This window comes from Bacillus sp. 05T22 (assembly GCF_056396765.1).
Window position 1 is genome coordinate 68,975 of sequence record NZ_JBFTMC010000012.1, and the last position, 26,108, is coordinate 95,082.

The following is a 26,108-nucleotide window of genomic DNA, read 5'->3' on the forward strand; positions in this document are numbered from 1 at the left end:
GGTAGATTTGTAAATGTAATAAATTTACAATTAAGTTGAGGAATAATGCAAATGAGGGAAGTTTCACTTCTTTGCGTTCGTAATTTTCCATGCTAAAATTGGTGATGAATAGATGAGTAGAGAAAAAATTTACTACGTCAACTACCCCTCACTTAAATACGAACACGTTTTGAAGTGGGGACTTCTTTCGGAAATACGTTAAAGTTTTAATTATATTAAGGAGGAACGACATATGACAGAAGTAAAAACAATTACAACAGAAGAAGTGCAAGAGCGCTTAGAAAACGGGGAAACGTTATTTTTAGTAGATGTACGTGAAGATGAGGAAGTAGCACAAGGGAAAATTCCAGAAGCTGTACATATTAAAATGGGTGATATTCCAAATAAAGTGGAATTCTTTGATAAAGAAAATGAGTATATTTTTATTTGTCGATCAGGAATGCGCAGTGAAAATGTATGTCATTATTTAAATGAACAAGGGTTTAAAACAGTGAATATGGTCGGCGGTATGCTGCAATATGAAGGTGAAATTCAATAATTCATTTTTAAAACTTGAAACGCGTCTGTTTCAAGTTTTTTTCTTTTGCATACAGTGTATACAAGAATTGTTTTTCGCATATGAGTGAGCAACAATTCCTGCGATTATAATCGATTTATATAGAAAGGAGGGAGGATGGTGAGTGCGCGAATTCGTAAAATAAAGATTGTTAATAACACAGGAGCTGTTAATGTAGGTGATTGTTATACTATTGAACCATTTGCTGCTTTGAAAATATATGCTGGTTCTGGTGGATCGAGCATCGCTACTTTTTTGAATGGAAAACGGATGCCGTCAGTTACTCCTAGGACGCCAGAATTCCTTCCACCACTAGAAACAAGTGAATTAACATTAGGTTCATAACAGAAAGGTTGACTGGTCATGCCGGCAAATATTAAAGAGTTTGTGATTGTAAATAACTATGGGAATTTATTTACGGGGGATAACTTGCGGGATACTTCATTTGTTGCATCAAAGACATATAGTGGAGCAACAGGGCCAACTTGTATTGATGTTGTGACTGTAATAGGAACGGCAACAAATCTTTGCTTGAACCCAGGGGATGTAGTGACAACGACGTATACGAAAGGTTCAGCGATTGGAACAAGTATGAGCACGAATACCTCTCCAAGTGCCAACACGTCAGGTACTATGCAAGCTGTTCCGAATGCGGATAGCTTGGATTCTGTACCAGGTTTATAGAAAGAGTCCTCTACTAAAAGTAGGGGATTTTCTTATTTTTTCATTGTTTACGTCTTTTTCGTACATATGGTTGTCAAGGAGAACAAGGAGAGGGAAAAGGTGGGGGCTTGCTGCCTGCAGATAGCGGGATAAATTGGATGTTCAATACCTTTGTTGTAATAGAAACAAGAGGTTCACCTAGTAATAATATAAAATCACTATTTATTTGGGTTAGTGCCAGATACTGCCGTAGTAAAACGATTTATAAAAGGAAGCGCATTATTTTAGTAGATAGAGAATATTAGAAGTCTAGGAATTTATATTTTTATAATATGTAAAAAACACAATTCTTTATTAATATCATTCGGTTATCATATAATAATGCTTGGTAGATAAATAGATAAAGAGAAGGGGAAAGTGAATCTATGAAAAAGAATATGAAAGTTTTAGCGATGGCAGTTGGTCTAACAATTATGGGATCAACGACAGCTGCTTATGCAAGCCCTGGTGGATTGGATAAAAACGGTGGACATACTTGCCGAACAAACTGTGGGAAATATGGGCTTGAAACAGGAGAATACCATTATCATAACAATTGGAAACAAGAAAATGGAAAGTGGTATTTCTATGATCAAAATGGAACGAAAGCGAAAGGTTGGCAACAAGTAGGTACGACATGGTATTACTTTAACGGAAATGGAGCAATGCAAACAGGCTGGCAAGCAATTAGCGGCACATGGTACTACTTCAACGGAAGCGGAGCAATGCAAACAGGCTGGCAAGCAATTAGCGGCACATGGTACTACTTCAACGGAAGCGGAGCAATGCAAACAGGTTGGCAAGCAATTGATGGAAAATGGTACTACTTCAACGGAAGTGGGGCAATGCAAACAGGTTGGCAACTCATTAAAGGAGTAAAGTACTATTTCGAAAGTAATGGTGCTTGGAATCCGAATAAATAGTAAATTGAATATGGAAGATTAACGGAAAAATAAAATAGCACCTATCTTATTTTTATAAGATAGGTGCTATTTTTTATTGGATTTTTGCTTTTTCAGATTCAATAGGTTGTCTTTTTCGATAAATAACATAGCTACGGCGTAAATATTTCACTGGAACGCTAAAGACATGTACAAGTCTTGTAAATGGCCATGTTGCAAAGAGCCCCATCGCTGCAATGATATGGATTTTAAACCAAATAGGTACTTCTGCCATATATTCTGCTTTCGGCTGGAAAACAAAGAGGCTGCGGAACCATGGGCCAATTGTTGTTCGATAATCAAATCCTTTTGCATCAATATTGAAAAATGTAGAGGATAGACCTGCTAACATTACAATGAACAAGAGGACGAGGGCGACATAATCTCCTTTTGTACTTGTTGCGATAATGCGTTTTACTGTAAAGCGACGATACATTAAAATCACTAAACCAACAATTGAAGCAATTCCTGCAGGAAGACCGAAGCCGATAGCGACCATATGATACATATGCTCAGAAATACCGAAAGAGGTATATACAGATTCTGGTATTAATATTCCCATGATGTGTCCACCGATTACGAACATAATGCCAAAGTGAAAGAGTAAACTTCCGATTCGGAGCATTTTTTTCTCTAATAGTTCGCTAGATTTTGATGTCCAGCCAAATTGATCATAGTTGTATCTGAAAATGTGTCCACCGATAAAGATTGCGAAAATGATATAGGGGAACAGCACCCATAAAAATTGATCCATCATTTTGACGACACTCCTTTCTAATTCGTTTGTACTCCCCAGGCATCGATGGCGAGGAGAATGGTAGCAAGAATTGGTTGGTACATACAATTTGCTTCTTTTAACTGTCCGTGCAATGCTTGTATATCTTTCGTGTATCTACTCATAATTGGTTCGCTATCTTCTTCATTTGCGTTTGCGAGAAACTCAAGTAGAAGCGGTAGATAATCAGGTAGTTCTTTATCGGTTACCGCAAAGCCAGCTTTTTGATAGTGTTGTTTTAGCTCTAATAATTCAATTCCACGCTCTCTTTGTTCACCTGTGTTCATGTAAGTGAGATACATATTTGTTTTCTTTCCAAAGTCGAATGTATATACGTAAGAATCAATGAGTTGATCGTTTGTTTTTTCTTGAGCTTGTTTGATGAAAGCTGTAAGCAACGTGTGAATTTCTTCATGCGTAATCGTATCAATTGTTTCTTGTAGTTCTGGTAAAGCTTCTCTCCATCCTGTTTCAGGATAGGAGAGAAGGAAGGAAGCACAAGAAAAAGCAGTTTGTAAACCTTGTTTCATAGCTATTACCTCCTTAGTTTAAGAGAGTGTCATACAAGAACCTGGGCCGCCTGCGAAGGAAAGGCCGCAGCTTCCTTGTTCACTATATAAATCTGCAACTTGTTCACGGTGAGATGTAGGGATAACGAAACGGTCTTTATATTTTGCAATCGCAAGAAGGCGATACATATCTTCTACATCTTCTTTCGTTAAACCGAGTTCGTTTAATACAGCTTCATCTGGTTCTTTATTAATTTGCAGTGCTCTCATATGAGTTCGCATAACAGCCATTTTTTTCAATGTAAGACGAATATGTGATTCATCTCCTGCAGTAAGTAAGTTAGCTAAATATTGAATTGGAATACGCATATTATCAATAGCAGGGAAAATTTCTTCTGCTTGCCAGTTGCTTCCTTTCCCTTCCACCATATTCATAATCGGGCTAAGCGGTGGAATATACCAAACCATCGGCATTGTCCGGTACTCTGGGTGAAGAGGAAGGGCGATTTTCCAATCAATAATCATTTTATAAATTGGTGATTCTTGAGCCGCTTTAATCCATTCTTCAGGAATACCTTGTTTTTTTGCTTCCGCAGCTACTTCTGGATCATTTGGATCTAAGAAGACAGTAAGCTGAGATTCATATAAATCTTTTTCGTTTGGTGCAGAAGCGGCTTCCTTTACTTTGTCAGCGTCATATAACATTACCCCAATATAACGAATACGTCCTACGCATGTTTCAGAGCAAATCGTTGGCATACCAGCTTCGATACGCGGGAAGCACATTGTACATTTTTCTGCTTTATTTGTTTGCCAGTTAAAATATACTTTTTTATATGGACAAGAAGAAACGCAGAATCGCCAAGCGCGGCATGCATTTTGATCAACAAGGACAATCCCGTCTTCTTCACGTTTATACATCGCTCCAGATGGGCAAGAAGAAACGCAAGATGGATTCATACAATGTTCGCAAATGCGAGGCAGATACATCATAAAGACATTCTCGAAATCTGTTTTAATATCTTCTTCCATTTTCTTGACGTTCGGATCTTGCAAGCCTGTTATATGTCCGCCTGCTAAATCGTCTTCCCAGTTTGGGCCCCATTCAATTTTGTCGATAAACTCTCCAGTAATTGCTGATTTTGGGCGAGCTACCGGTTGATGTTTTCGCTGCGGACTATTTGTTAATGTTTCATAATCATAGTTCCAAGGTTCAAAGTAATCATCGATTGTAGGTTGATCTGGGTTATGAAAAATGTTCATGAGACGTTTCATTTTCGAACCGGATTTTAGCTGGATTTCACCGTTTTTTAATTCCCAGCCGCCTTTATATTTTTCTTGATCTTCCCACTGTTTTGGATAACCAATCCCAGGTTTTGTTTCCACGTTGTTGAAATACATATATTCAGCACCTGGACGATTCGTCCAGGTGTTTTTGCACGTTACGCTACAAGTATGGCAGCCGATGCATTTATCTAGGTTCATTACCATTCCGACTTGCGCTTTAATCTTCAAGCCAATCTACCTCCTTCAGTTTGCGGATCACGACGTTTAAGTCACGCTGGTTACCAGTTGGACCGTAGTAGTTAAATCCATAGCTTAATTGACCGTATCCACCAATCATATGTGTTGGTTTTACATGAATGCGGGTTGGGCTATTATGCGTTCCTCCGCGGTTGCTCGTTAATTTTGTACCAGGCACGTTAATATGACGGTCTTGTGCGTGGTGCATAAAGGCCATTCCTCTTGGTATGCGGTGCGTTACAACGGCACGTGCTACGACAACGCCGTTACGGTTAAAGCATTCGATCCAGTCATTATCACTAACACCAGCTTCGGCGGCGTCATCTTTGTTCATCCAAACAGTTGGACCACCACGGAACAGCGTTAACATCGGTAAGGAATCAAAGTACATACTATGAATCGACCACTTATTATGCGGTGTTAAATAGTTTAGTGTAATTTCTTTTCCTTCTACCTCAGGGCGTGATTTACGGAACGGTTTATGTTGCAAGATTGGCTTGAATGTTGCCATTGTTTCACCGAATTCCTTCATCATATCGTGATCTAAGTAGAACGATTGTCGTCCAGTTATCGTTCTCCAAGGGATAAGGCGCTCAACATTTGTTGTAAATGGTGAGTAACGGCGTCCCCCTTTTTCAGAACCAGTAAAGGCAGGGGAAGTAATCACCGTTTTTGGCTGCGCAGTAATTTGTTCGAATGTAAAGCATTCTTCTTCGCGTTCTTCTGCTAAATCGCGCAGATGTAAATCTGTTTGTTTTTCAAGAGCTTCCCATGCTTTTACAGCCATATGACCGTTCGTTGTAGAAGAAAGGGTTAACACCGCTTCAGCAGCATTGATTGCTTCTGTTATATCAGGGCATCCTTTGGCGATAGAGTCAGTGCGAATAACGCCTAATCGACTCTTTAATTGTTCATATTCTTTTTCTGCAGACCAAGAAATCCCTTTCGTACCAATTGGCTGCTTCCCAGTGTTTGGTCCAAGCGCTGTCATCTTGTCATAAATTGTTTTATAATCTCGTTCTACAACATGAATTTGCGGCATTGTCTTTCCTGGTATTGGTTCACACTCACCTTTGCTCCAATCTTTAATCTTGCCAAGCGGCTGTGCTAATTCTTGCGGTGTATCATGAAGAAGTGGTGTTGCCACAACTTCTTTCATCGGATCAAGATGAAGTTCTGTTGCTAAATCAGAGACTGCTTTAGAAAGGGAACAGAAAATATCCCAGTCAGAGCGTGCTTCCCACGGTGAACCGATTGCCGGATTAAATGGATGTACGAACGGATGCATATCTGTACTACTTAAATCGTGTTTTTCATACCAAGTTGAGGCAGGAAGGACGATATCAGAATAAAGTGCTGTTCCAGCCATACGGAAATCTAAGTTGATCAGTAGATCAAGCTTTCCTTCAGGTGCTTCTTCATGCCACTTTATTTCTTCTGGTCGTAATGAATCGCTATCGTCATTCATTAATCCGTTTGTTGTACCTAATAAATGTTTTAAGAAATACTCGTGCCCTTTACCAGAACTTGAGATTAAGTTTGCGCGCCATACGAATAAATTGCGCGGGAAGTTATTTTTGTTATCTGGGTCTTCAATTGCAAATTTAAGTTCTTTTTCTTTTAGCTTTTGCGCAACATATTTTCCGATTTCTTCTCCCGTTGTTGCGCCACTAGCGACAGCTTCTTTATATAGTTCAATTCCATTCTTCTCGAATGTTGGATAAGAAGGTAACCAACCAAGACGAGCAGCTAACACATTGTAATCACCGTGATGTTGATAGCGTGAGTTGCCGACAACTGGCGATGCTAAATGGCCAACTGGTGTATCTTCATAGCGCCACTGATCTGTTACAAAATAGAAGAAGGATGTACCGTTTTGTAATTTCGGCGGACCTTGCCAGTCTTTTGCCATTGCAATTGTTTGCCAGCCTTCTGCCGGACGTAATTTTTCTTGCCCAACATAATGCGCCCAACCGCCACCGTTTACACCTTGTGCACCAACGAGAAGAACAAGATTTAGAACCGCGCGATAAATCGTATCAGAGTTAAACCAATGGTTAATACCAGCGCCGACAATAATCATCGAGCGTCCATTTGTATCAACAGCATTTTGAGCAAACTCACGAGCGATTTGAATAATCAGTTCTCGTTTTACTCCGGTCACTTTTTCTTGCCATGCTGGTGTAAATGGAACATCAGCATTGAAGTCTTTCGGTTCTTGCCCGCCAAGCCCGCGGTTGACACCGTAGTTTGCTAACGTTAAGTCGTACACAGTTGTAACGAAAATGTCGCCTTTTTTTGTTGCAATTTTTTTCACTGGAATTGTTCGTTCTAATATTTTGTTTCCGTCATCGGAGAAGTATGGAATTTGTACAGTTTCAACTGCATCTTCCATGCCAAGTAAAGAAAGGCGTGGATCAATTTTTTCGCCTGTTTGCTCGTCTTCTAAACGTAAGTTCCATTTCTTTTCGTTATCCCAGCGTGACCCCATTGTGCCATGAGGCGTTGCAAAATTATTGGTGTTTTCGTTCCAAAGAACAGGTTTCCATTCGCCAAGCTTTGTTTCACGACCAATATCATTCGCGTTTAAGAAACGATCTGCAACAAATTGGTCTCCTTGTTGTTTTAATGTGACAAAGAACGGAAAATCAGTATATTGTTTTGCATAATTTGTGAAGTATTCCACTTGGTTGTCTACGTAAAACTCTTGTAAGATGACGTGTCCCATTGCCATCGCAAGCGCACCGTCTGTACCTTGTTTTACGCTAATCCAATCATCAGCAAATTTTGTGGATTCAGCAAAGTCAGGACTTACGGAAACGACTTTCGTTCCTTTATAACGTACCTCCGCTAAGAAATGGGCATCTGGTGTTCTTGTCATTGGTACGTTTGAACCCCATGTCATAATGTAACCAGAGTTGTACCAATCACTACTTTCAGGTACATCTGTTTGATCACCCCAAATTTGCGGAGAAGCTGGTGGTAAGTCAGCGTACCAATCGTAGAAGCTAAGCATAGGTCCACCCATGAGCTGCATAAAGCGGCTACCAGCAGCGTGACTTAACATCGACATAGCTGGAATTGGTGAGAAACCAACATTTCGGTCTGGACCATATTTGATCACTGTGTATAGTAAGGAAGCAGCGACTAGTTGTAATACTTCATCCCAACTAGCACGAATGAATCCGCCTTTACCACGCGCCTCTTTATAAGTACGTGCTTTTTCAGGGTTTTCCACAATGCTTTTCCAAGCGTCTAGCGGTGATTTGTGATTTTGAAGTTCCTCTTGCCACATATTCCAAAGGACACCACGTACATATGGATATTTCACGCGAAGTGGACTATAAATGTACCAAGAAAAACTTGCTCCACGCGGACATCCACGCGGTTCAAAATCTGGCATATCAGGGCCGGTAGAAGGATAGTTCAGTTCTTGACCTTCCCAAGTTACAATTCCATCTTTCACATAAATATTCCAGCTGCAAGAACCAGTGCAGTTAACGCCGTGTGTAGAGCGGATTACTTTATCGTGTTGCCATCGTTTTCTATACACGTTTTCCCATTCACGGTCTTCATATGTTTCTTGTGTATGATTGTCGTTATAGCGATCTATCGGAGAAAAATATTTTAAACGTTTCATTAATGCTGAAGGTTTCTTTTTCATACTGTTCACTCCTTTATTGCGTCTCTCTTGCTTATTTTCACTATAAGAGAGCATGCAAAATAGAGATGTGATATCTATCACAGTTCAACAGATTGTCAAAAATCAGATTGATATTAAAAAAAATTCCGAAAAGTTGTGACATTTTGCACAGTACAGAGAGAGTTTTTTATGTAGAGTAAAGGAGAAAGAAAAAAGAGTAGCATCTCAAATAGAGAGGCTACTCAATGCTACAAATAGAGGTAGGGCAATCTTCACAAGCAATTTCACATTTTAAAAATTGTAAATTATGAATGGTAATCTTTCCTTTATGGATAGAAATAATTCCTTGTTTTTTTAAATCGTTTAACATACGGTTTACACTTTCACGTGAGGTTGCACAGAAATTCGCAAGCTCTTGATTTGTTAAAGGTAGATCGATAAGAATACCATTCTCTTTTAATATGCCATAACTGTTTGTCATGCGAATGAGCGTGGAATAAAGAGCTCCTTTTTTTCCATGTAACACTAAATCACGGAATTTTGTTTGCATTCTTCGTAAATGTTCACTAATCCATTTCATAAATTCAAATGCAAGAGCAGGTTTTTCAAGCAATGCCTTTTCTAAAGCATCTCGTTTAATGACTCCAACTTCAACATCTTCCAGGCATTTCGAATTTAATAAATATTTTGCATTGTCCGTAAATAATGTCAACTCCCCGATAATATCGTGTTTTGAACAAATGCGAAGTGTTAACTCTTGTCCGTCAGCACTAATTTTACTAATCTGTACTTTTCCAGAGCGGACGATATAGAGTTCTTTTGCCTCCACACCTTCTTGGAAAATATAACTTCCTTTATTAATCTGCATTTTATATTCAACAGATGCAAGTAATTCCTTTAAGTCTTCCGATAATGCCGTACGGTTTGTCACAGCAATCACCTTTCTTTTTAAAGCAGTCTATTTCCTATTTTGGATGTAAACATGGTAAAAATGCAAGAAATATCTTTTTATTATAAGTAATAAGTTTATTTTCAGCTGTGAACAAGCGCACTTTTCACAATGAAAAAAAGAGTGTCCTTTGTAGTAGGCCATTGAAAAAGTCCACTTCATAAGAAAAAGGAGTTCATCACCTACTATATATAGGTAATGGACTCCTTTCTCTTTTTAACATATTGATAAAATGCGTGTTATTTTTTCAAAGTAAACACTTTTTCAGTGCCTTCCTTTGTAGACACTCTTTTCTTTTACATTACTTAATCCATTCAACAACCATATCCATTGTTTGACGAGTTTTATCACGTTTTGGTTCTTCCGCGCGATAACCAAAAGCAACTAAAGCAGACACACCAAATGTATCACCTGAAACAATTCCCTCTTCTTTTAAAATCGCTTCTACTTTTTCTTGATGGAACCCTTCAATTGGGCAAGAATCAATGCCGATTTGGGCGGCTGCAGTCATCATATTACCAAGAGCGATGTATGTTTGTTTAGAAGCCCAATCAAACATGGCACGGTCGCTTTCTAATAATTGAAAATCAGTTTCTTGAAACGCCTTATAAAAACCACGCTTCATTGTTACGACTTCGTCGGGAAGCTGCTGAATATTTTTCATGAAGTTAGAAATATAGGAAGAGTCATAAATCATATCTTCTTTTTTACGAGCTAATATAGCGACAAAATGGCTCGCTGTTGGTAATTGTTTTTGAGCTCCCCAAGCCACAGGGAGAAGTTTGTTGCGAATATCTTGATTTTGAATCACAACAAATTTCCAAGGTTCAAAACCAAATGAACTTGGAGAAAGTCGACCAGTTTCTAAAATAAAATGAAAATCTTCATCAGAGACTTTTTTATTTACATCAAATTCTTTACATGCATGTCTAAATTGATAAGCTTTTAAAATTTCTTCTTTTGTATGTTCCATTTAAATAACCACCTTTTAATTATTTACTTTTTTATAGTAAGTTGATTACAAAATCGATTCTACAATAGTACAATGAATGATGTAAGTACGCACATTTTTAGCATATAGTATCAATTTGTATACTAATGGAGAGTGACAAAATGGAACAGAAAGATATAAATCGTTGTTCAGTCGAAGTAACGTTAGATGTAATTGGTGGGAAATGGAAGGGAGTTATCTTATTTCATTTAATGAATGCCAAAGAGATTCGCTTTAATCAATTTGTACGATTGATGCCCGGTATTACACAACGCATGCTAACGAGGCAGCTAAGAGAACTTGAGGCCGCTGGAGTAATCCACAGAGAAGTATATAAAGAAGTTCCGCCAAAAGTGGAGTATTCTTTAACGGAATTCGGAAGGTCTCTTACACCAATTATTACACTTATGCGTGAGTGGGGAAATGAGTATCGTACACAAATAAAGTGAAACTTTACTATCAGTGGGGGCTTCAGTCCCACTGATAGTAGCCCCACCAATAGTGTGATACAGTGATTTTAACTGAAATGTGAACAAAATTCGAACGGATTTGTGAAGAATTTTTGAATGGCAGGTACGATGTGAGAAATATCACAACGTATATCCTGCTTCTTTTTTATGATGGAGGCAACTAAAAAACATAGAAAGTGAATAAAGAAATTGAGCAATAACATCGCAGTTTGAAAATATATTATAATAGAATGAAGACAGATAGAATTTAGCAGAAAAGGAGGGATGACGATGCGCGAGAAGATTACAGATTCTTTGCAGCGTCCGCTTCAAGATTTACGCATCTCTGTCATTGATCGTTGTAACTTTCGGTGCACATATTGTATGCCAGCTGAAGTATTCGGACCTGATTATGCATTTTTGCAAGAAGAATTTTTGCTTACATTTGATGAAATTGAACGATTAGCAAAATTGTTTGTAGGCATGGGTGTAAAGAAAATTAGGCTTACAGGCGGTGAACCTTTACTACGTAAAGACCTGCCAAAGCTTATTGCAAGACTTGCGAAGCTAGAGGGCTTAACAGATATTGGACTTACAACAAATGGAATTCATTTAACAAAGCAAGCAAAGGCGTTAAAGGATGCTGGATTACACCGAGTGAATGTTAGTTTAGATGCGATAGAGGACGAGGTATTTCGCAAAATTAACGGCCGGAATATTAGTACAAAACCTGTGCTGAAAGGGATTGCCGCAGCAAAAGCAGCTGGACTCGATGTGAAAGTAAATATGGTCGTGAAAAAGGGAATGAACGATAGTCAAATTCTTCCGATGGCCGCTTATTTCAAAGAACAGGGAATCTCGCTCCGCTATATTGAGTTTATGGACGTTGGCAGTACGAATGGATGGAATTTTGAGCAGGTCATTACGAAACAAGAATTGATTGAGAAAATCAGTCTGGTATATCCAATTGAGCCTGTAGATCCTCATTATTTTGGAGAAGTTGCGAAGCGTTATCGTTACGTGGGCAGTGATACGGAAGTTGGATTTATCACTTCAGTTTCTGAATCTTTCTGTTCTTCTTGTACAAGAGCACGGATTTCGGCAGATGGTAAATTTTATACGTGTTTGTTTGCGACGAAAGGAACGGATTTACGGAAGCTCCTTCGAGAAGGTATTTCTGATCCCGATTTATTAAAGGTAGTGCAAGATGTATGGGAATATCGAGAAGACCGGTATTCTGATGAGCGGACTGAAGAAAGCGCAAATAACCGTCCGAAAATTGAAATGTCTTATATCGGAGGGTAAGAAAGGGGGATGCCGCGTGCAAGAGCGTTATTCAAGACAAATGTTATTTTCCGGGGTTAGCGAAGCAGGCCAAAGGAAAATAAGAGAAAAGCATGTACTCATTATAGGTGCCGGTGCACTAGGAGCAGCAAGTGCAGAGGCGATTGTCAGAGCGGGAATTGGAAAACTGACGATTGCTGACCGTGATTATGTCGAGTGGAGTAACTTACAGCGGCAGCAGTTATATACAGAAGAAGATGCAAAGCAGTATAAGCCGAAAGCAGTCGCAGCATTTGAGCGTTTAAGGCAGATTAATTCTGAAGTAGAAATTGTACCAGTTGTAACAGATGTAGCGGTGCAAGAAATGGAAGAGTTAATTAAGAATGTGGATTTAATATTAGATGCGACTGACAATTTTGAAGCGCGTCTTCTTATTAATGACATTTCGCAAAAATACAATATTCCTTGGATATATGGAGGATGCGTTGGAAGCTATGGCGTCACATATACAATTCTTCCGGGAAAAACACCATGTTTTCGCTGTTTGATGGAGCATCCATCTAGTGGTGCAACGTGTGATACGGCAGGAATTATACAGCCAGCTGTACAATTGGTCGTTGCGCATCAAGTGACAGAAGCACTTAAAATATTGGTAGAAGATTTTGGAGCGCTTCGTGAAACGATGCTGTCATTTGATCTTTGGAACAATCAGCACATGGCGTTTAAAGTGAATAGACAGAAAAAAGACAAATGTCCATCTTGCGGAAAACTGCGCACGTACCCAAGTTTAACGTTTGAATCACAGATGAAAACAGAGGTTCTATGTGGGCGAAATACAGTTCAAATCCGTCCAGGGGCGCCGCAACTTCTTAATTTAGAAGAAATTAAAAAGCGCTTACAAAAAAGTGTGGATGTGCAAACAACACCATATTTACTATCGTTTCGTGTTGATGAATATCGCTTCGTGTTATTTACAGATGGCAGGGCATTTATTCATGGGACAAATGATATGAAAGTGGCGAAGCGATTATATGCAAGATATATAGGCTGAACCTAAAGGTTGTCCTTTAGGTTCAGGGGACTAAATTAGGATTGTGAATTTCTAATATAATCTCCACTTTTTCCGCCTGTTTTTTCAAGTAAATATGTTTCGCCGATAATCATACCTTTGTCAACAGCTTTACACATATCATACACGGTAAGAGCGGTCGCAGAAGCTGCTGTTAAGGCTTCCATTTCAACGCCAGTGCTACCTTCTGTTTTTACTTTTACTTCAATTCGTAAACGGTATTTCCCTTTCGCCGTTTCCCAATCGAATGAAACATCTACTCCTTTTAGAAGTAAAGGGTGGCACATCGGAATAATATCAGAAGTGCGTTTGGCAGCCATAATACCGGCGATTTGTGCGACGGCTAATACACCGCCTTTCCCAATTTCATTATGAGAGATTTTATCATAAATTTCTTTCGTAACAAGGATGCTAGAGCAAGCAATTGCTGTTCGCACTGTCACTTTTTTATCGCTAATGTCGACCATTTTGGCACGGCCTTGGTCGTTAAAGTGAGTGAATGAAGACATGGAATTCCTCCTTGAAGTAATTGCTATTATAATTAGCATTGTACAATATAAAGTGTAATCAAGATGTGATATTTTGCAAATATGGGGTGAAAACAATGTTAGAAAAACGAGTACCAATTCCAGTTGCTGAAGCAGTAGCGCGAGTTATGACATATGCACACCAAGGTGAAATAGAAAAAGTTTCTATTACCGAAAGCTACGGAAGAATTCTTGGAGAAGATGTTGCGGCAGATCACGATGTTCCGCATTTTGACCGCTCTCCATATGACGGATTTGCGATTCGGGCAGAAGATACGAAAGAGGCGGGGAACGAGCATCCAATTGAATTTGAAGTGATAGGAGAAATAGGAGCTGGTTCTGTTTTTACAGACGATGTAAAGGCCTTCGAAGCGGTTCGAATTATGACAGGAGCAGCGATTCCAAAAGATTGTGATGCGGTAGTTATGTTAGAGCTTACGGAGGGATTTGAAAGAAACGGAAGAACGTATATGAAGCTAAAGCGTTCTTTTCAAGTAGGTGATAATGTTTCATTCAAAGGTGAAGATGTAAAACAAAATCAAATACTTGTGAAAAAAGGTACGAAGATTAATCCAGGTGTAGCAGCACTTTTGGCGACATTTGGCTACAGTTCAGTAAACGTTATGAAACAGCCTGTTGTCGGGATTGTAACGACGGGAAGTGAGTTGTTAGAAGTACATGAACCACTTGAACCAGGAAAAATTAGAAATAGTAATTCCTATATGATCGCAGCTCAAATTGTTAAAGCTGGCGGGAAAGTACGATATTATGGACAACTTGCTGACGATTTAGAAGCTTGCTATGAGGCAGTGAAAGCCGCGGTGGATGAAGTAGACATTTTAATCACAACTGGTGGTGTTTCGGTAGGTGATTACGATTATTTGCCTGCTATTTATAAAAAATTAAATGCCAATGTTCTTTTTAATAAAATAGCGATGCGACCAGGTAGTGTCACAACTGTAGCTGAAGTAAACGGGAAGCTGTTGTTTGGGTTATCTGGTAACCCGTCTGCTTGTTATGTCGGATTTGAATTACTCGTTTATCCAGTTATTCAAGCATTCCTTCATACGAAAGAACCACATGCATATCGTACAGATGCTATATTGCAGAAAGATTTTCCAAAGGCAAACCCATTTACACGATTTGTAAGGGGGAAAGCAACGTTTATCAATGGTCAGCTGCAAGTTATACCAGTAGGGCTCGATAAATCAAGTGCGATTTCTTCTCTTGCAGATAGCAATGCTTTGATTGTATTGCCAGGAGGAACAAGAGGATTTGAAGCAGGAATGAAAGTTTCGGTGTTATTACTAGAATCAAGCCAAGGAAGTGAGTGGCCGTGGGCAGAACCGCTCCAATCTTACAAATAGTTGGCTATCAAAATAGCGGAAAAACGACGCTCACGGAGAAAATGATTCAAGCTTTTTCGGATGAAGGTATGAAAGTTGCCACAATTAAGCATCACGGACATGGTGGCTACCCGGAAGTACCTCAAAAGGATAGTGAACGTCATAGGCGAGCAGGCGCTGCCGTAAGTGCTGTAGAAGGAGCAGGATTATTATCACTTTCTTCTCTTCGGGATGAATGGTCTTTACAGGAAATTATTCGACTATATGAATTTTTTGAAGTAGATCTCATTTTGATTGAAGGATATAAAAAAGAAAACTATCCAAAAGTGGTTTTGCTTCGGAGGAATGAAGATATTGCTTTACTAGATAAAATGGAGAATGTAATAGCGGTCATTATATGGAAAGAGGTTACACAAAGTTTACCAAAAGCGTATAAAACATTTCATATAACAGAGGAAGACGCATACATGGATTGGTTTACACAAACGATGAGAGGTGCACGATGACAATTTCACATTATGAAGTAGTAGATACACCAATTTCGATTGAAGAGGTTACAAATAAAGTGATTCGCCGTGAATGTGGTGCTGTGACAACTTTCACTGGTACTGTAAGAGAATTTACGAAAGGGCGTCGCACGTTATATTTAGAGTACGCAGCCTATAAGACAATGGCTGGAAAAATGCTTGCGAAAATTGGAGATGAAGTGAAAGAGAAGTGGCCTGGGACACACGTTGCGATTACACATCGCATCGGTACACTTCAAATTTCTGATATTGCCGTTGTTGTTGCTGTATCAACACCACACCGAAAAGCGGCATATGAAGCAAATGAATATATTATGGAGCGCATCAAACAAATTGTTCCGATTTGGAAAAAAGAGTTTTGGGAAGATGGTGACTCTATCCAGACGGGGAGCCTGGAAAGGAGATGAAAAAATGATTCGGGTGTTATTATTTGCACATTTACAAGAAGATGCGGGGACAAACGAGTTAGAAGTAGATTGTGAAAATATTACTGTTGCAGAATTAAAAAATATTATTACGAAAGAACATCATATCGCAGTTTCAGAGCAGATTATGGTCGCTATCAATGAAGAATATGCGAATGAAGATGACAAAATAAAATCTGGTGATATTGTTGCATTGATTCCCCCAGTGAGCGGTGGTTGATTTTTTCCAGTCTAATCACGGAAGTACGTGATTAGACTGGAGGGAATTAATATACATTGTGAAAAAATGAGCAAAATAGGAGGCGAAAAGGATGAAAAGTCCGAATTTTCAGTTAGGTTTACAAACTTCTAATCTTATTATTGGTTTTATGGTGTGGGTGATTTTATCTTCATTAATGCCATTTATTAAAGTAGACATTGCGTTAACAGCAGGACAAATTTCCCTTGTCACAGCAGTACCTGTTATTTTAGGGTCGGTGCTTCGAATACCAATTGGTTATTGGACCAATCGTTACGGAGCGAGAAAATTATTCTTTATAAGCTTTATTATGCTATTATTCCCTGTCTTTTATATTAGTATTGCGAATTCGATGATGGATTTAATTATCGGCGGTTTATTTGCAGGGATTGGCGGAGCTGTATTCTCTGTAGGTGTAACGTCTCTGCCGAAATATTATCCGAAAGAGCGTCACGGTTTTGTAAATGGTATTTACGGTGTAGGTAATGCAGGAACAGCAGTTACATCTTTCTTAGCACCTGTCATTGCGACTTCATTTGGATGGAGAGCAACTGTGCAATCCTTTTTAATCTTACTTGCTATTTTTGCACTTCTGAACTTTTTATTAGGTGATCGGAGTGAGCGAAAAGTAAATACACCATTAATGGAACAGTTAAAAGGTGTATACAAAAATGAAAAACTTTGGTTCTTATGTATTTTCTATTTCTTAACTTTTGGGTCATTTGTTGCATTTACAGTATACTTACCAAACTTCTTAGTATCTCACTTTGGATTAGAGAAAGTAGATGCAGGTATGCGGACAGCTGGATTCATCGTATTGGCAACAGCCATGCGCCCAATTGGTGGTTGGCTCGGTGATAAGTTTAACCCATTTAAAATTTTAATCTTTGTATTCATCGGTTTAACACTATCTGGTATTATTTTATCGTTTATGCCAAGTATGAACGTATATACATTTGGTTGCTTGCTCGTCGCATTTTGCGCAGGAATTGGAAATGGAACAATTTTCAAACTTGTACCAATGTACTTTTCTGCGCAAGCAGGGGTTGTAAACGGACTTGTTGCAGCTTTAGGCGGCTTAGGGGGCTTTTTCCCACCGTTAATTTTAACGTTACTATTCCAACTAACTGGTCATTATGCAATTGGATTTATGGCACTTTCAGAAGTAGCGCTTGCTTGTTTAATTATTACAGTGTGGATGTATAGTCAAGAAAAGTTGTTAGTGATGTTAAATAACAAATAGAGGGAACAATTACACTGTTTCTTAAAAAAATCGAAAAATAAAGCAGCATGATTCTAGTTCTTGTACTGGAGTCATGCTGCTATTTGTATTGGTTTGAAGGGAAGAGTACAAGGTGACCGTTACTTGTTTTCTCCTTTTGTTTTTATTTGGCATGGGGCAGGAAGAGGGTCTGACCGCTTCTATGCATGGCCCCGGATGCTTTCTCTCACCAAAAAAGAAAGGTTGTATATCAGTTTTTCAATTTGAATATATATTTTTAGATTAATGACTGATGGTATCTTGTAGGATATAAGTTGCTTGATTTTCTGAAACATTTTGCACAAGTGCAACTTCACTAATTAAAATTCTGCGCGCGTTGTCTAGCATCTGTTTTTCACTCGCATTTAATGCTCTTTCTTTATTGCGGCGAATTAAATCGCGAACAACTTCAGCACCGTCTAGAAGCTTCCCGTTTTTCATTTTCTCCATGTTCATGGTATATCTTTGTTTCCATGAGAGTGAGTGGTCAGCTTCACCATTATGAATGTCAACTAATACATCGTTTAATGTATTTTTGTCAACAACATAACGTATGCCTGAATTTTCTACTTTATCCATAGGAATCATCACTTGCATATCGCTAATAACCATGTGTATTACACAATACTGACGTATTTTTCCTAACACTTCTTTATCCTCAATCGCTTCGATTATTCCTGCTCCGTGCATAGGGTAAACAATTTTATCACCAATTTGAAACAAATCATCCACCTCCATATGTGGTAACTATATGTAATGATAACACATATGGATAAAAATATCAAATTTATTATATTACCATATGTTATCTATCCGTGTCAATGGTTTTAGTTCGTTTTTTAAATCTTGTTTTTAGATAAAAAATCACAACATTTTTTTTGAAAGAACTGCAAGTGAAAAGGAATGATATTCTGAGGAACTCTCACAGAAAAATACAAGGCATATCCACTCTTTTTTAATCATAAAATACAAAATCGTTAATACAATATACCTAAATCCGTTCTTTTTAAAGGAGGGAGAGATGGTGGGGCGCACAATTAAAATTGATATTACGAATAAGGTAGTAGCAAGATTTAAATCAAATTATTTAGAATTATATACAAATAAATTTATGATAGGTAAGTTTTATGTCTATACTGAAGATAAGCAATATGTGTTAGAAGACGGATATGTATATGAAGATGGTAAGTTTTATCGCATCATAGATACGCACCGTGGCAATAATCGAGCGGCGGAGAGCTGTGATCTAGGATGGTGTTAACATGATTCGCGTTAAGGTGTTTGATGAAAGTCATGAAAAGGACTTGGAAGACTCCGTAAATGTGTTTCTAAAGAAGCTGAATGACGAACAGCTTGTAGATATTAAATATCAAGTTGGTGTATCCATTAATGACGATGAAAATCAAATTTATTGTTTTTCGGCAATGGTTATCTATAAAACATAAAAAAGAGCTGGGGAACCAGCTCTTTTTTATGTTTTTAAGTAGAAATTATATGGGTTGGTAAAGCATTCATAATGGATTGTGGTGCCAGGTTTTCTTTTGTAGATAGAACTTTTTCACCAATGGTAGCATCTTTACACATACCGAGATGGTAGCGTTCACCTAGGAATGGATCAATATAAAAACCATTTTTGAAGACTCGATCAGTCAAACCTCTTTCATGATGAATTTCAGAGCAATGAATGCAGTAATACATATCTTTCATCTCCTTTTATTGTTAAAAATTTTTAAAGAAAAAGAGTGAGTAGGTAGTCAGTTTATTGTTTTTGAAAATCGCCACCTGCTCAAATTACATTGCGTATACATATCTCGTTTATATCAATGTGTTTTCTAAATAAATCCCAAGGGAAGGAGGGAGGCTAAGGATTGAGATGTGTTTGCTTTTGTGAGTATATTATGACGAAATGTTGCACTGGTGTTTGTCCTGTTGAAAAAATGTTGATAATTTCTCAACAGGCAAATGGAGGTTTCTTGACGTGAAACCAAAAGGTGTTATATTATCAAGAGGTAAAACCAAAAGGTGTTATATTTTGATGCCTCGTAAAGGAGATATAATATGGAAGAGCAAAATACATTACAAGATATTAAACAAACAGTTATTTTTGAAGCGCCTATTCAAAAAGTATGGAATACAGTATCGACTTCAGAAGGGATTGCATCTTGGTTTATGCCAAATGACTTTGAACCTAAGGTAGGGCATGAGTTTCATGTGCAATCACCTTTTGGACCATCTCCGTGTAAAGTGTTAGAAATTGATGAGCCTCATCGTTTATCTTTTTCATGGGATACAGATGGTTGGGTCGTTTCATTTGTTTTGAAAGATTTAGGAGATAAAACGGAGTTTACTCTTATTCATGGTGGATGGAAGCAGGCTGATACAATTCTTCCGAAAGCAAACGAGAAAAGTTCTGTTATTCGCGATAGAATGGCAGGTGGCTGGGTAACAATTGTAAATGAAAAACTGAAAAAGGTTGTTGAAGGATAAGTGTCCTCATCAGCAGCGAAATACGATGTCTTTCAAGCAATTGCTGATCCAACACGCCGCGAAGTACTCCGGTTATTAACTGAAAAAGAATTGCCGATTTCTAAAATAACAGATCATTTTCCAATGAGTCGTACAGCTGTAGCGAAACATCTTCACATTCTTTCAGAAGCGAAATTAGTAAGTAGAAGAAAAGTTGGGAGAGAAAAGATATATCGGTTGCAGCCTGAGCCGTTGGCCGAATTACAGCAGTGGCTTTCCTATTATGAACAGTTTTGGAATAATAAATTGTCTATGCTCAAATATGTGGTGGAACATGAAGAGTAAGTGTTGTCACGTATTGTCGAATGGTCGATATTCTGTGTCGAATCGCCGATATATCGTGAGAAACGGTGGATATATTTAAAAAATCGCCGATATATAGAAAGAGGATGATCGCTATGAACGATCATCCTCTTTTTTACTGTTCAGTTGTTTGCGTAGCTGGCTTTAATAGAAGCCACCCGATAAATAGTGTAAGTAGTGCAAGTGCAAATGTACTCATATAAATGATGTGTACGCTCGAAGCTAATACTTCTTGTGATTTTGTTACTACATTTGTTGTACCGCCATGTCCACCTGAGACAAGATCAACATTTTGCATGCCTTGTGCATGAATCATCGTATTAAAGATTGTTCCGAAGATAGCGGCACCTAATGTTTGGCTAAATGTATTAACAAATGTGTTTAAACCAATTGCTGTTCCGCGTGTATGTGCAGGGACAGCTGCTTGAATGGTTACCATATAAATTGGTGTAATAAGTCCCATTCCTAAGCCGAATAGTCCGACCGCAACATAAATTAGAAATGCTGGTGAATGAGTTGATAATATGAATAATAAGAAGGTAGCGACTGATAAAATGCTAGCTCCAAGTAAAATAATTTGTTTTGTTTGCAACTTACCAACTAAATTCCCGGAAAGAATCGCACCAAATGTCCACATAACGGGAACTGGCATGAGAATAATTCCAGCTTCGGTAGCATTTTTTCCTAATACACCTTGACTCCAAATTGGAAGGTACATTGTAATACTAATGATCATTACGCCAGCAATAAGCGTTAGTACATTTATTGTTGATAATGTACGGTTTGAGAAAAGTGCTAACGGGATTAATGGTTCCGGAGATTTTTTCTCAACGAATAAGAAAATAATGAATGAAACAGCTGCAAAGATTAGGAGGCCGATAATTGTAATGTCGCCCCAGTTTTGCTTACTGCTTCCTGTTAAGAGTGCGTAAAGTAAAGCGATTGTACTTAGTGAGAAGATAATCGCACCAGGATAATCGATATGATGTTTCGCTGGTTTGATCGACTCTTTATAAGAAGTGGCAATCATCACACAAGCAAGGATTCCAAATGGAACGTTTAAGAAGAAGATGTAGCGCCAAGAAAGAGAGTCAACTAAAAATCCGCCTACTAACGGTCCTACAACACCTGAAACGCCCCAAACAGCACTCATCCAGCCTTGTGCTTTTGCACGGTCTTTTGCTTCGCTATATAAGTCTCCGATAATCGTCATTGTAATTGGCATAACAGCGCCGGCACCTATACCTTGAAGAGCGCGAAAGACGATTAATTGTTCCATCGATGTCACGACTCCGCATAATGCAGAACCGATTAAAAAGATGGCTGCACCGATGAGCAGTACTTTTTTACGTCCGAATAAATCTGCTAGTTTTCCGTAGATTGGAGTCGAGACAGCAGTTGCGAGCATATAAATTGCATACACCCAACTAACAAGTTCAACGCCAGATAAATCACTCGTTATACGAGGGATTGCCGTACTAACAATCGTTCCTTCCACAGCGGAAAGAAACGTCATTAACATTAAAGATATCATGACTTTTTTTCTCATATGTTTTCCCCTTTATAATATTCAACAATATAAAATATAAAGCTACTAAGCTATATAAGGCAACAAAAAAGAAACAGGAGGGGGAAGAATCCACCCGTGTTTCTTTTTTAGTACCGCACTTTTGCGTTTTGTCCTGCAGTTGTTCCGGCGATTCGCCCTGTGACAAGAGCGGAAGTGATATTGTAGCCGCCTGTATAGCCATGAATATCAAGAACTTCTCCGCAGAAGTATAGACCATTCATTAATTTAGAAGCCATTTCTTTCGGATGAATTTCTTTAACAGAAACGCCGCCGCCTGTAACGAATGCTTTTTCAAGTGGCTGTGTGCCGTTTACTGTTACTTTAAACTCTTTGAAGTCTTTCACAAGTGCACGGATTTTTTCATGTGAAACTTGCCCAGCTTGTTCGCTACCGTCAATTCCGTTTCTTTCTAATAAGAATAGGAAATAACGTTCAGGAACATATCCTTTTAACACATTTTTGATTCCTTTTTTGGGTTCTTCTTTCATTTGTTTCATCATGCGTTGGAAGAGCTGTTCGCTATTTTCTTCTGGCAGTGCATCGATGCTCATTTCTACTGCGCGCATTTTAAATTTTTTCATCGTTTTTACAACGAATTGGCTACAGCGAAGAGCGGCTGGGCCAGAAATACCAAAGTGGGTAAAGAGCATGTCCATTTTATGAGAAATGACAGCTTTTCCTTTTGGATTTAATACGCTTAAGTTTACATCGCGTAAAGCAAGACCTTGCAATGTACGGTCACGAATAAATGGTTCGTTTGAAGTAATTGGGACTTCCGTTGGGAAAAGTTCTGTAATTGTATGTCCCGCTTTTTCAGCCCAAGCGTAGCCATCCCCAGTTGAACCAGTGTGAGGGACAGATTTTCCGCCAACAGCAATTACAACATGATTTGTTTCAAGAACCTCGCCTGTCTGGAGAACAACGGCTTTTGTTTGACCGTTTTCATATTCGATCGTTTCAACAGGTGTGTTCGTACGCATTTTAACGCCTAGTTCTTCTAGTCTTGTTAATAAAGCGTCGACAACTGATTGCGCTTTATTTGAGACAGGGAACATGCGCCCATGATCCTCTTCTTTTAGCTTTACACCAAGCTTTTCGAAGAACGTAATAATATCTTCATTATTAAAGATAGAAAAGGCACTGTATAAAAAGCGACCGTTTCCTGGTATATGTTTCACAATTTCATCAAGCGGTAAGCGGTTTGTTACGTTGCAGCGTCCACCGCCAGAAATCGCAAGCTTACGTCCTAGTTTATTTCCTTTATCAAGAAGCAAGACGCGTGCGCCTTCTTCAGCAGCACCGATTGCGGCCATTAATCCTGAAGGGCCTCCTCCGATGACAATCACATCATAATGCATAGTATATCGACCTCATTTTCTACATTTCCTGCCTAAAAGAATAGCATGTTTTCGTAGAAAAGAAAAATTCAGTGATATACTGTTTCGCTGAAGAATTGTGGTACAATACAAAGGTTAGAGTTCAGCGTTATATATGTAGGAGGATCATCTATGTCCGATTCAAAATTTCTGCGCGGAACGCTTATTGTGACGTTAGGAACTTTTTTAGTTAAGTTTCTAGGCATGATTTATGTCTTTCCATTTCATGCCTTAGTTGGCACAGAAGGCGGAACGCTCTATACGTATGGATATATTCCATATACGATCTTTTTAAGTATTGCAACGGCGGGAGTGCCGCTTGCTGTTTCAAAGTTTGTTTCTAAATATAATGCGCTTGGAGATTATAAGACGAGCCGGAGAATGTTCCGCTCGGGAATGGTTATGATGATTGCAACAGGAATCCTTTCCTTCTTAGTTCTTTACATGTCTGCGCCATTATTTGCTGAGGCAATGCTTGGTAAACAACGTGTACACAATAGTATAGAAGATGTTACGATGATTATTCGCCTCGTAAGTTTTGCGCTTATTGTTGTACCAGCAGCAAGTTTAATTCGTGGTTATTTCCAAGGTCATCAATCGATGGGACCGACTACGGTATCGCAAATTATTGAACAAATTATTCGCATTATCTTTTTATTAGTGGGTAGTTTTATTGTCATTAAAGTAATAGGTGGATCAGTAGCGGCAGCAGTTGGAGTGGCAACTTTCGCAGCGTTTGTTTCAGCTGTGGGAGCGCTTGGTGTATTAATATGGTACTGGTTAAAACGCAAAAAGCATCTCGATCAATATTTAATTGAACAAACTGTACCAGAATCAACAGTAAGTACAATTCAATTATTTAAAGAATTATTTGCATATGCAATTCCTTATGTTGTTATTGGATTAACAATTCCTTTATATCAACAAATTGATACATTAACATTCAACTCTATTATGCAAGCGATTGGACAAGGTGATATTGCAGAGCGAGCACTTGGTATTTTTACGATGTGGACGCATAAATTAATTATGATTCCTGTGTCACTTGCAACGGCGTTTAGTTTAACTCTTGTTCCAGCAATTACAAAATCATTTACAGAAAAACAATTTCGCTATTTAAAACTACAAATTACACAAACATTCCAGGCAAATATGTTCTTGACATTACCAGCGGTAGTTGGTATTTCGACGCTTGCGTATCCGATTTATACAGCGTTTTATGAAAAGGATCCATTAGGTGGACAAGTATTGATGTGGTATGCGCCAGTTGCGTTATTATTCGCGTTATTTACAGTGACTGCAGCGATATTGCAAGGGATTAATCAGCAGAAGCATGCGGTTATTGCGCTTGGCATGGGCGTTATTTTGAAGTTTTTATGTAATGTGATTTTAATTCGTTACTTCGGTACAGTTGGAGCTGTTTTAGCAACAGGTATTGGATTCCTAGCTTCCATTTGGTATACGAATAAACAAATTCGAAAACATGCACACTATTCATTCGGTGTTGTATATAAACGAACATTCCAAATTGCAATATTAACAATTGTGATGGTCATTGTCGTAAAACTATCACAAGGAATTTTATCCTTTGTGATTTCGCCTGAGGGCCGATTTGGTGCACTGATTACAGTTGCGGTTTGTGCAGGTATTGGTGGCCTTACTTACGGATTGTTAGCGATTCGCACAGGTGTACTTGAAAGAGTATTTAGCGGAGAAGCTTTAGAGAAGATTCAGCGTAAGCTTGGCGGTAAGCTGAAAATAAAGATGAAATCAAAAGGGGCGTAATACACGTCCCCTTTTCTATGATAAATACAAGAAGGTGAAAAAATGAGATTAGATAAATTATTAGCAAATATGGGATACGGAAGTAGAAAAGAAGTAAAGAAGTTATTAAAGGATGGCGTTGTAAAAATTGATGGAATTTCAGTAAAAGATGCGAAGTTTCATGTGAATGTAGAAGAACAAGAGGTTACGATTCACGGTGAGATTGTTGAATATAAGGAATTTGTATATTTAATGATGCATAAACCACAAGGGGTCATTTCGGCAACAGAAGATGATAATCATGAAACAGTTGTTGATTTATTGGAATTAGAAGATGCAATCTTTGATCCGTTTCCAGTTGGAAGACTTGATATTGATACAGAAGGCTTCCTATTATTAACAAATGATGGGAAGCTTACGCATCAGTTATTATCTCCGAAAAAGCACGTTCCGAAAAAGTACTATGCACACGTAGCTGGAGTTGTAACAGAAAAAGATGTAGAAGAATTTGCAAAAGGTGTTATTTTAGATGATGGCTATGAAACGAAGCCAGGTGAACTTACAATTTTGAAAAGCGATGATGTGTCTGAAATCGAGCTTGTCATTACAGAAGGAAAATTCCATCAAGTAAAGCGCATGTTTGAAGCGGTAGGGAAAAAGGTTGTCTACTTAAAGAGAACGGAGATGGGACCTTTAGTGTTAGATGGAGAATTAGAACTTGGTCAATACCGTGAATTAACAGATGAAGAAGTGGAAATGTTAAAAACGTATCAAGTTCAAACAGAGAGTCAAGATTGAGACCGATTCTAAAAAATAGAAAGAACCCCTTTCTGATTTTACAGAAAGGGGTATG

General features: G+C 38.4%; 29 protein-coding genes. 18 read left to right on the forward strand and 11 right to left on the reverse strand.

From position 1 onward, the window contains the following. The first annotated feature begins 232 nt into the window (after positions 1-232). The 4 genes from AC1DIT_RS06550 to AC1DIT_RS06565 all read left to right on the forward strand — a co-directional run bounded on the left by AC1DIT_RS06550 (position 233) and on the right by AC1DIT_RS06565 (position 2,181). Entirely contained in the window at positions 233-538 is a 306-nt protein-coding gene (locus tag AC1DIT_RS06550; protein WP_003201171.1) for a rhodanese-like domain-containing protein, read from the forward strand. Positions 539-673: 135 nt separating this feature from the next. Further along, positions 674-901, forward strand: coding sequence for a spore germination protein (locus tag AC1DIT_RS06555; protein ID WP_003201173.1), 228 nt, complete (start codon positions 674-676; stop codon positions 899-901). An 18-nt stretch (positions 902-919) separates the two neighbouring features. Further along, a complete protein-coding gene (locus AC1DIT_RS06560) occupies positions 920-1,240 on the forward strand; it encodes a hypothetical protein (protein WP_016116719.1) in 321 nt (106 codons plus the stop codon). 404 nt (positions 1,241-1,644) lie between these two features. Beyond that, positions 1,645-2,181, forward strand: a complete 537-nt coding sequence (locus AC1DIT_RS06565) for a YHYH domain-containing protein (RefSeq protein ID WP_476998108.1) — start codon at positions 1,645-1,647, stop codon at positions 2,179-2,181. Between the two features lie 73 nt (positions 2,182-2,254). Here the strand turns inward: AC1DIT_RS06565 and narI are convergent, their stop codons facing one another. From narI to AC1DIT_RS06595, 6 genes are all read right to left on the reverse strand, one after another. Continuing rightward, positions 2,255-2,956: a respiratory nitrate reductase subunit gamma gene (narI, locus tag AC1DIT_RS06570; RefSeq protein WP_006096259.1), complete on the reverse strand. Its 702-nt coding sequence runs from the start codon at positions 2,954-2,956 to the stop codon at positions 2,255-2,257. A 17-nt stretch (positions 2,957-2,973) separates the two neighbouring features. Next, positions 2,974-3,504, reverse strand: a complete 531-nt coding sequence (gene narJ, locus AC1DIT_RS06575; RefSeq protein WP_016133309.1) for a nitrate reductase molybdenum cofactor assembly chaperone — start codon at positions 3,502-3,504, stop codon at positions 2,974-2,976. 18 nt (positions 3,505-3,522) lie between these two features. Beyond that, the gene (gene narH / locus AC1DIT_RS06580; protein ID WP_016116715.1) at positions 3,523-4,998 is read right to left on the reverse strand and encodes a nitrate reductase subunit beta; all 1,476 of its coding nucleotides are present in this window, start codon (positions 4,996-4,998) and stop codon (positions 3,523-3,525) included. Continuing rightward, the gene (locus tag AC1DIT_RS06585; RefSeq protein WP_016116714.1) at positions 4,988-8,671 is read right to left on the reverse strand and encodes a nitrate reductase subunit alpha; all 3,684 of its coding nucleotides are present in this window, start codon (positions 8,669-8,671) and stop codon (positions 4,988-4,990) included. The genes narH and AC1DIT_RS06585 overlap by 11 nt, the downstream gene beginning before the upstream one ends. 217 nt (positions 8,672-8,888) lie before the next feature. Beyond that, positions 8,889-9,581 carry a Crp/Fnr family transcriptional regulator gene (locus AC1DIT_RS06590; protein ID WP_016116713.1) on the reverse strand — a complete coding sequence of 231 codons (693 nt, stop codon included), beginning with the start codon at positions 9,579-9,581 and terminating at the stop codon, positions 8,889-8,891. 319 nt (positions 9,582-9,900) lie between these two features. Next, positions 9,901-10,572, reverse strand: coding sequence for an NAD(P)H-dependent oxidoreductase (locus AC1DIT_RS06595; protein WP_016116712.1), 672 nt, complete (start codon positions 10,570-10,572; stop codon positions 9,901-9,903). 140 nt (positions 10,573-10,712) lie between these two features. Between AC1DIT_RS06595 and AC1DIT_RS06600 the strand changes: the two genes are divergently transcribed. From AC1DIT_RS06600 to AC1DIT_RS06610, 3 genes are all read left to right on the forward strand, one after another. Continuing rightward, on the forward strand, positions 10,713-11,039 hold the full coding sequence (locus AC1DIT_RS06600) for a winged helix-turn-helix transcriptional regulator (RefSeq protein ID WP_016116711.1): 327 nt from the start codon (positions 10,713-10,715) through the stop codon (positions 11,037-11,039). 291 nt (positions 11,040-11,330) lie between these two features. After that, entirely contained in the window at positions 11,331-12,344 is a 1,014-nt protein-coding gene (moaA, locus tag AC1DIT_RS06605) for a GTP 3',8-cyclase MoaA (RefSeq protein ID WP_016116710.1), read from the forward strand. 16 nt (positions 12,345-12,360) lie between these two features. Next, on the forward strand, positions 12,361-13,374 hold the full coding sequence (locus AC1DIT_RS06610; protein ID WP_016116709.1) for a molybdopterin-synthase adenylyltransferase MoeB: 1,014 nt from the start codon (positions 12,361-12,363) through the stop codon (positions 13,372-13,374). 35 nt (positions 13,375-13,409) lie between these two features. Here the strand turns inward: AC1DIT_RS06610 and moaC are convergent, their stop codons facing one another. Further along, on the reverse strand, positions 13,410-13,901 hold the full coding sequence (moaC, locus tag AC1DIT_RS06615) for a cyclic pyranopterin monophosphate synthase MoaC (protein ID WP_016116708.1): 492 nt from the start codon (positions 13,899-13,901) through the stop codon (positions 13,410-13,412). A 95-nt stretch (positions 13,902-13,996) separates the two neighbouring features. On the opposite strand from moaC, the gene AC1DIT_RS06620 reads away from it, so the two are divergent. The 5 genes from AC1DIT_RS06620 (at position 13,997) to AC1DIT_RS06640 (ending at position 17,698) form a co-directional block, all read left to right on the forward strand. Next, positions 13,997-15,286, forward strand: coding sequence for a molybdopterin molybdotransferase MoeA (locus AC1DIT_RS06620; protein WP_016116707.1), 1,290 nt, complete (start codon positions 13,997-13,999; stop codon positions 15,284-15,286). Continuing rightward, a complete protein-coding gene (mobB, locus tag AC1DIT_RS06625; protein WP_016116706.1) occupies positions 15,250-15,771 on the forward strand; it encodes a molybdopterin-guanine dinucleotide biosynthesis protein B in 522 nt (173 codons plus the stop codon). The genes AC1DIT_RS06620 and mobB overlap by 37 nt, the downstream gene beginning before the upstream one ends. Beyond that, entirely contained in the window at positions 15,768-16,199 is a 432-nt protein-coding gene (locus AC1DIT_RS06630; RefSeq protein WP_476998109.1) for a molybdenum cofactor biosynthesis protein MoaE, read from the forward strand. Before mobB ends, AC1DIT_RS06630 begins: the two co-directional genes overlap by 4 nt. A gap of 4 nt (positions 16,200-16,203) precedes the next feature. After that, positions 16,204-16,437, forward strand: coding sequence for a molybdopterin converting factor subunit 1 (moaD, locus tag AC1DIT_RS06635; RefSeq protein WP_016116704.1), 234 nt, complete (start codon positions 16,204-16,206; stop codon positions 16,435-16,437). Positions 16,438-16,528: 91 nt separating this feature from the next. After that, positions 16,529-17,698 carry a nitrate/nitrite transporter gene (locus AC1DIT_RS06640; protein WP_016116703.1) on the forward strand — a complete coding sequence of 390 codons (1,170 nt, stop codon included), beginning with the start codon at positions 16,529-16,531 and terminating at the stop codon, positions 17,696-17,698. Between the two features lie 261 nt (positions 17,699-17,959). Here the strand turns inward: AC1DIT_RS06640 and AC1DIT_RS06645 are convergent, their stop codons facing one another. Beyond that, entirely contained in the window at positions 17,960-18,454 is a 495-nt protein-coding gene (locus tag AC1DIT_RS06645; RefSeq protein ID WP_077295330.1) for a CarD family transcriptional regulator, read from the reverse strand. Positions 18,455-18,740: 286 nt separating this feature from the next. Here AC1DIT_RS06645 and AC1DIT_RS06650 point away from each other — a divergent pair, with 286 nt between their 5' ends. Both AC1DIT_RS06650 and AC1DIT_RS06655 read left to right on the forward strand, forming a co-directional pair. Continuing rightward, a complete protein-coding gene (locus AC1DIT_RS06650; protein WP_033671564.1) occupies positions 18,741-18,977 on the forward strand; it encodes a DUF2553 family protein in 237 nt (78 codons plus the stop codon). Between the two features lies 1 nt (position 18,978). Further along, positions 18,979-19,161: a sporulation protein Cse60 gene (locus AC1DIT_RS06655; protein WP_003201211.1), complete on the forward strand. Its 183-nt coding sequence runs from the start codon at positions 18,979-18,981 to the stop codon at positions 19,159-19,161. Positions 19,162-19,195: 34 nt separating this feature from the next. On the opposite strand, the gene AC1DIT_RS06660 is transcribed toward AC1DIT_RS06655, so the two are convergent. Continuing rightward, a complete protein-coding gene (locus AC1DIT_RS06660; RefSeq protein WP_016116700.1) occupies positions 19,196-19,414 on the reverse strand; it encodes a DUF3973 domain-containing protein in 219 nt (72 codons plus the stop codon). A 360-nt stretch (positions 19,415-19,774) separates the two neighbouring features. Between AC1DIT_RS06660 and AC1DIT_RS06665 the strand changes: the two genes are divergently transcribed. Both AC1DIT_RS06665 and AC1DIT_RS06670 read left to right on the forward strand, forming a co-directional pair. Further along, the gene (locus tag AC1DIT_RS06665; protein WP_016116699.1) at positions 19,775-20,203 is read left to right on the forward strand and encodes an SRPBCC family protein; all 429 of its coding nucleotides are present in this window, start codon (positions 19,775-19,777) and stop codon (positions 20,201-20,203) included. After that, complete coding sequence (locus tag AC1DIT_RS06670; protein WP_016116698.1) at positions 20,204-20,527, forward strand: ArsR/SmtB family transcription factor; 324 nt, start codon at positions 20,204-20,206, stop codon at positions 20,525-20,527. A gap of 133 nt (positions 20,528-20,660) precedes the next feature. Here the strand turns inward: AC1DIT_RS06670 and AC1DIT_RS06675 are convergent, their stop codons facing one another. Continuing rightward, the gene (locus tag AC1DIT_RS06675) at positions 20,661-22,094 is read right to left on the reverse strand and encodes an MDR family MFS transporter (protein ID WP_016116697.1); all 1,434 of its coding nucleotides are present in this window, start codon (positions 22,092-22,094) and stop codon (positions 20,661-20,663) included. Positions 22,095-22,201: 107 nt separating this feature from the next. Continuing rightward, the gene (locus tag AC1DIT_RS06680; RefSeq protein WP_016116696.1) at positions 22,202-23,473 is read right to left on the reverse strand and encodes a BaiN/RdsA family NAD(P)/FAD-dependent oxidoreductase; all 1,272 of its coding nucleotides are present in this window, start codon (positions 23,471-23,473) and stop codon (positions 22,202-22,204) included. Between the two features lie 150 nt (positions 23,474-23,623). On the opposite strand from AC1DIT_RS06680, the gene AC1DIT_RS06685 reads away from it, so the two are divergent. Together AC1DIT_RS06685 and AC1DIT_RS06690 are read left to right on the forward strand one after the other, a co-directional pair. Next, positions 23,624-25,276: a putative polysaccharide biosynthesis protein gene (locus AC1DIT_RS06685; RefSeq protein WP_016116695.1), complete on the forward strand. Its 1,653-nt coding sequence runs from the start codon at positions 23,624-23,626 to the stop codon at positions 25,274-25,276. 42 nt (positions 25,277-25,318) lie between these two features. After that, on the forward strand, positions 25,319-26,053 hold the full coding sequence (locus AC1DIT_RS06690) for a pseudouridine synthase (protein WP_016116694.1): 735 nt from the start codon (positions 25,319-25,321) through the stop codon (positions 26,051-26,053). Positions 26,054-26,108: the final 55 nt, after the last annotated feature.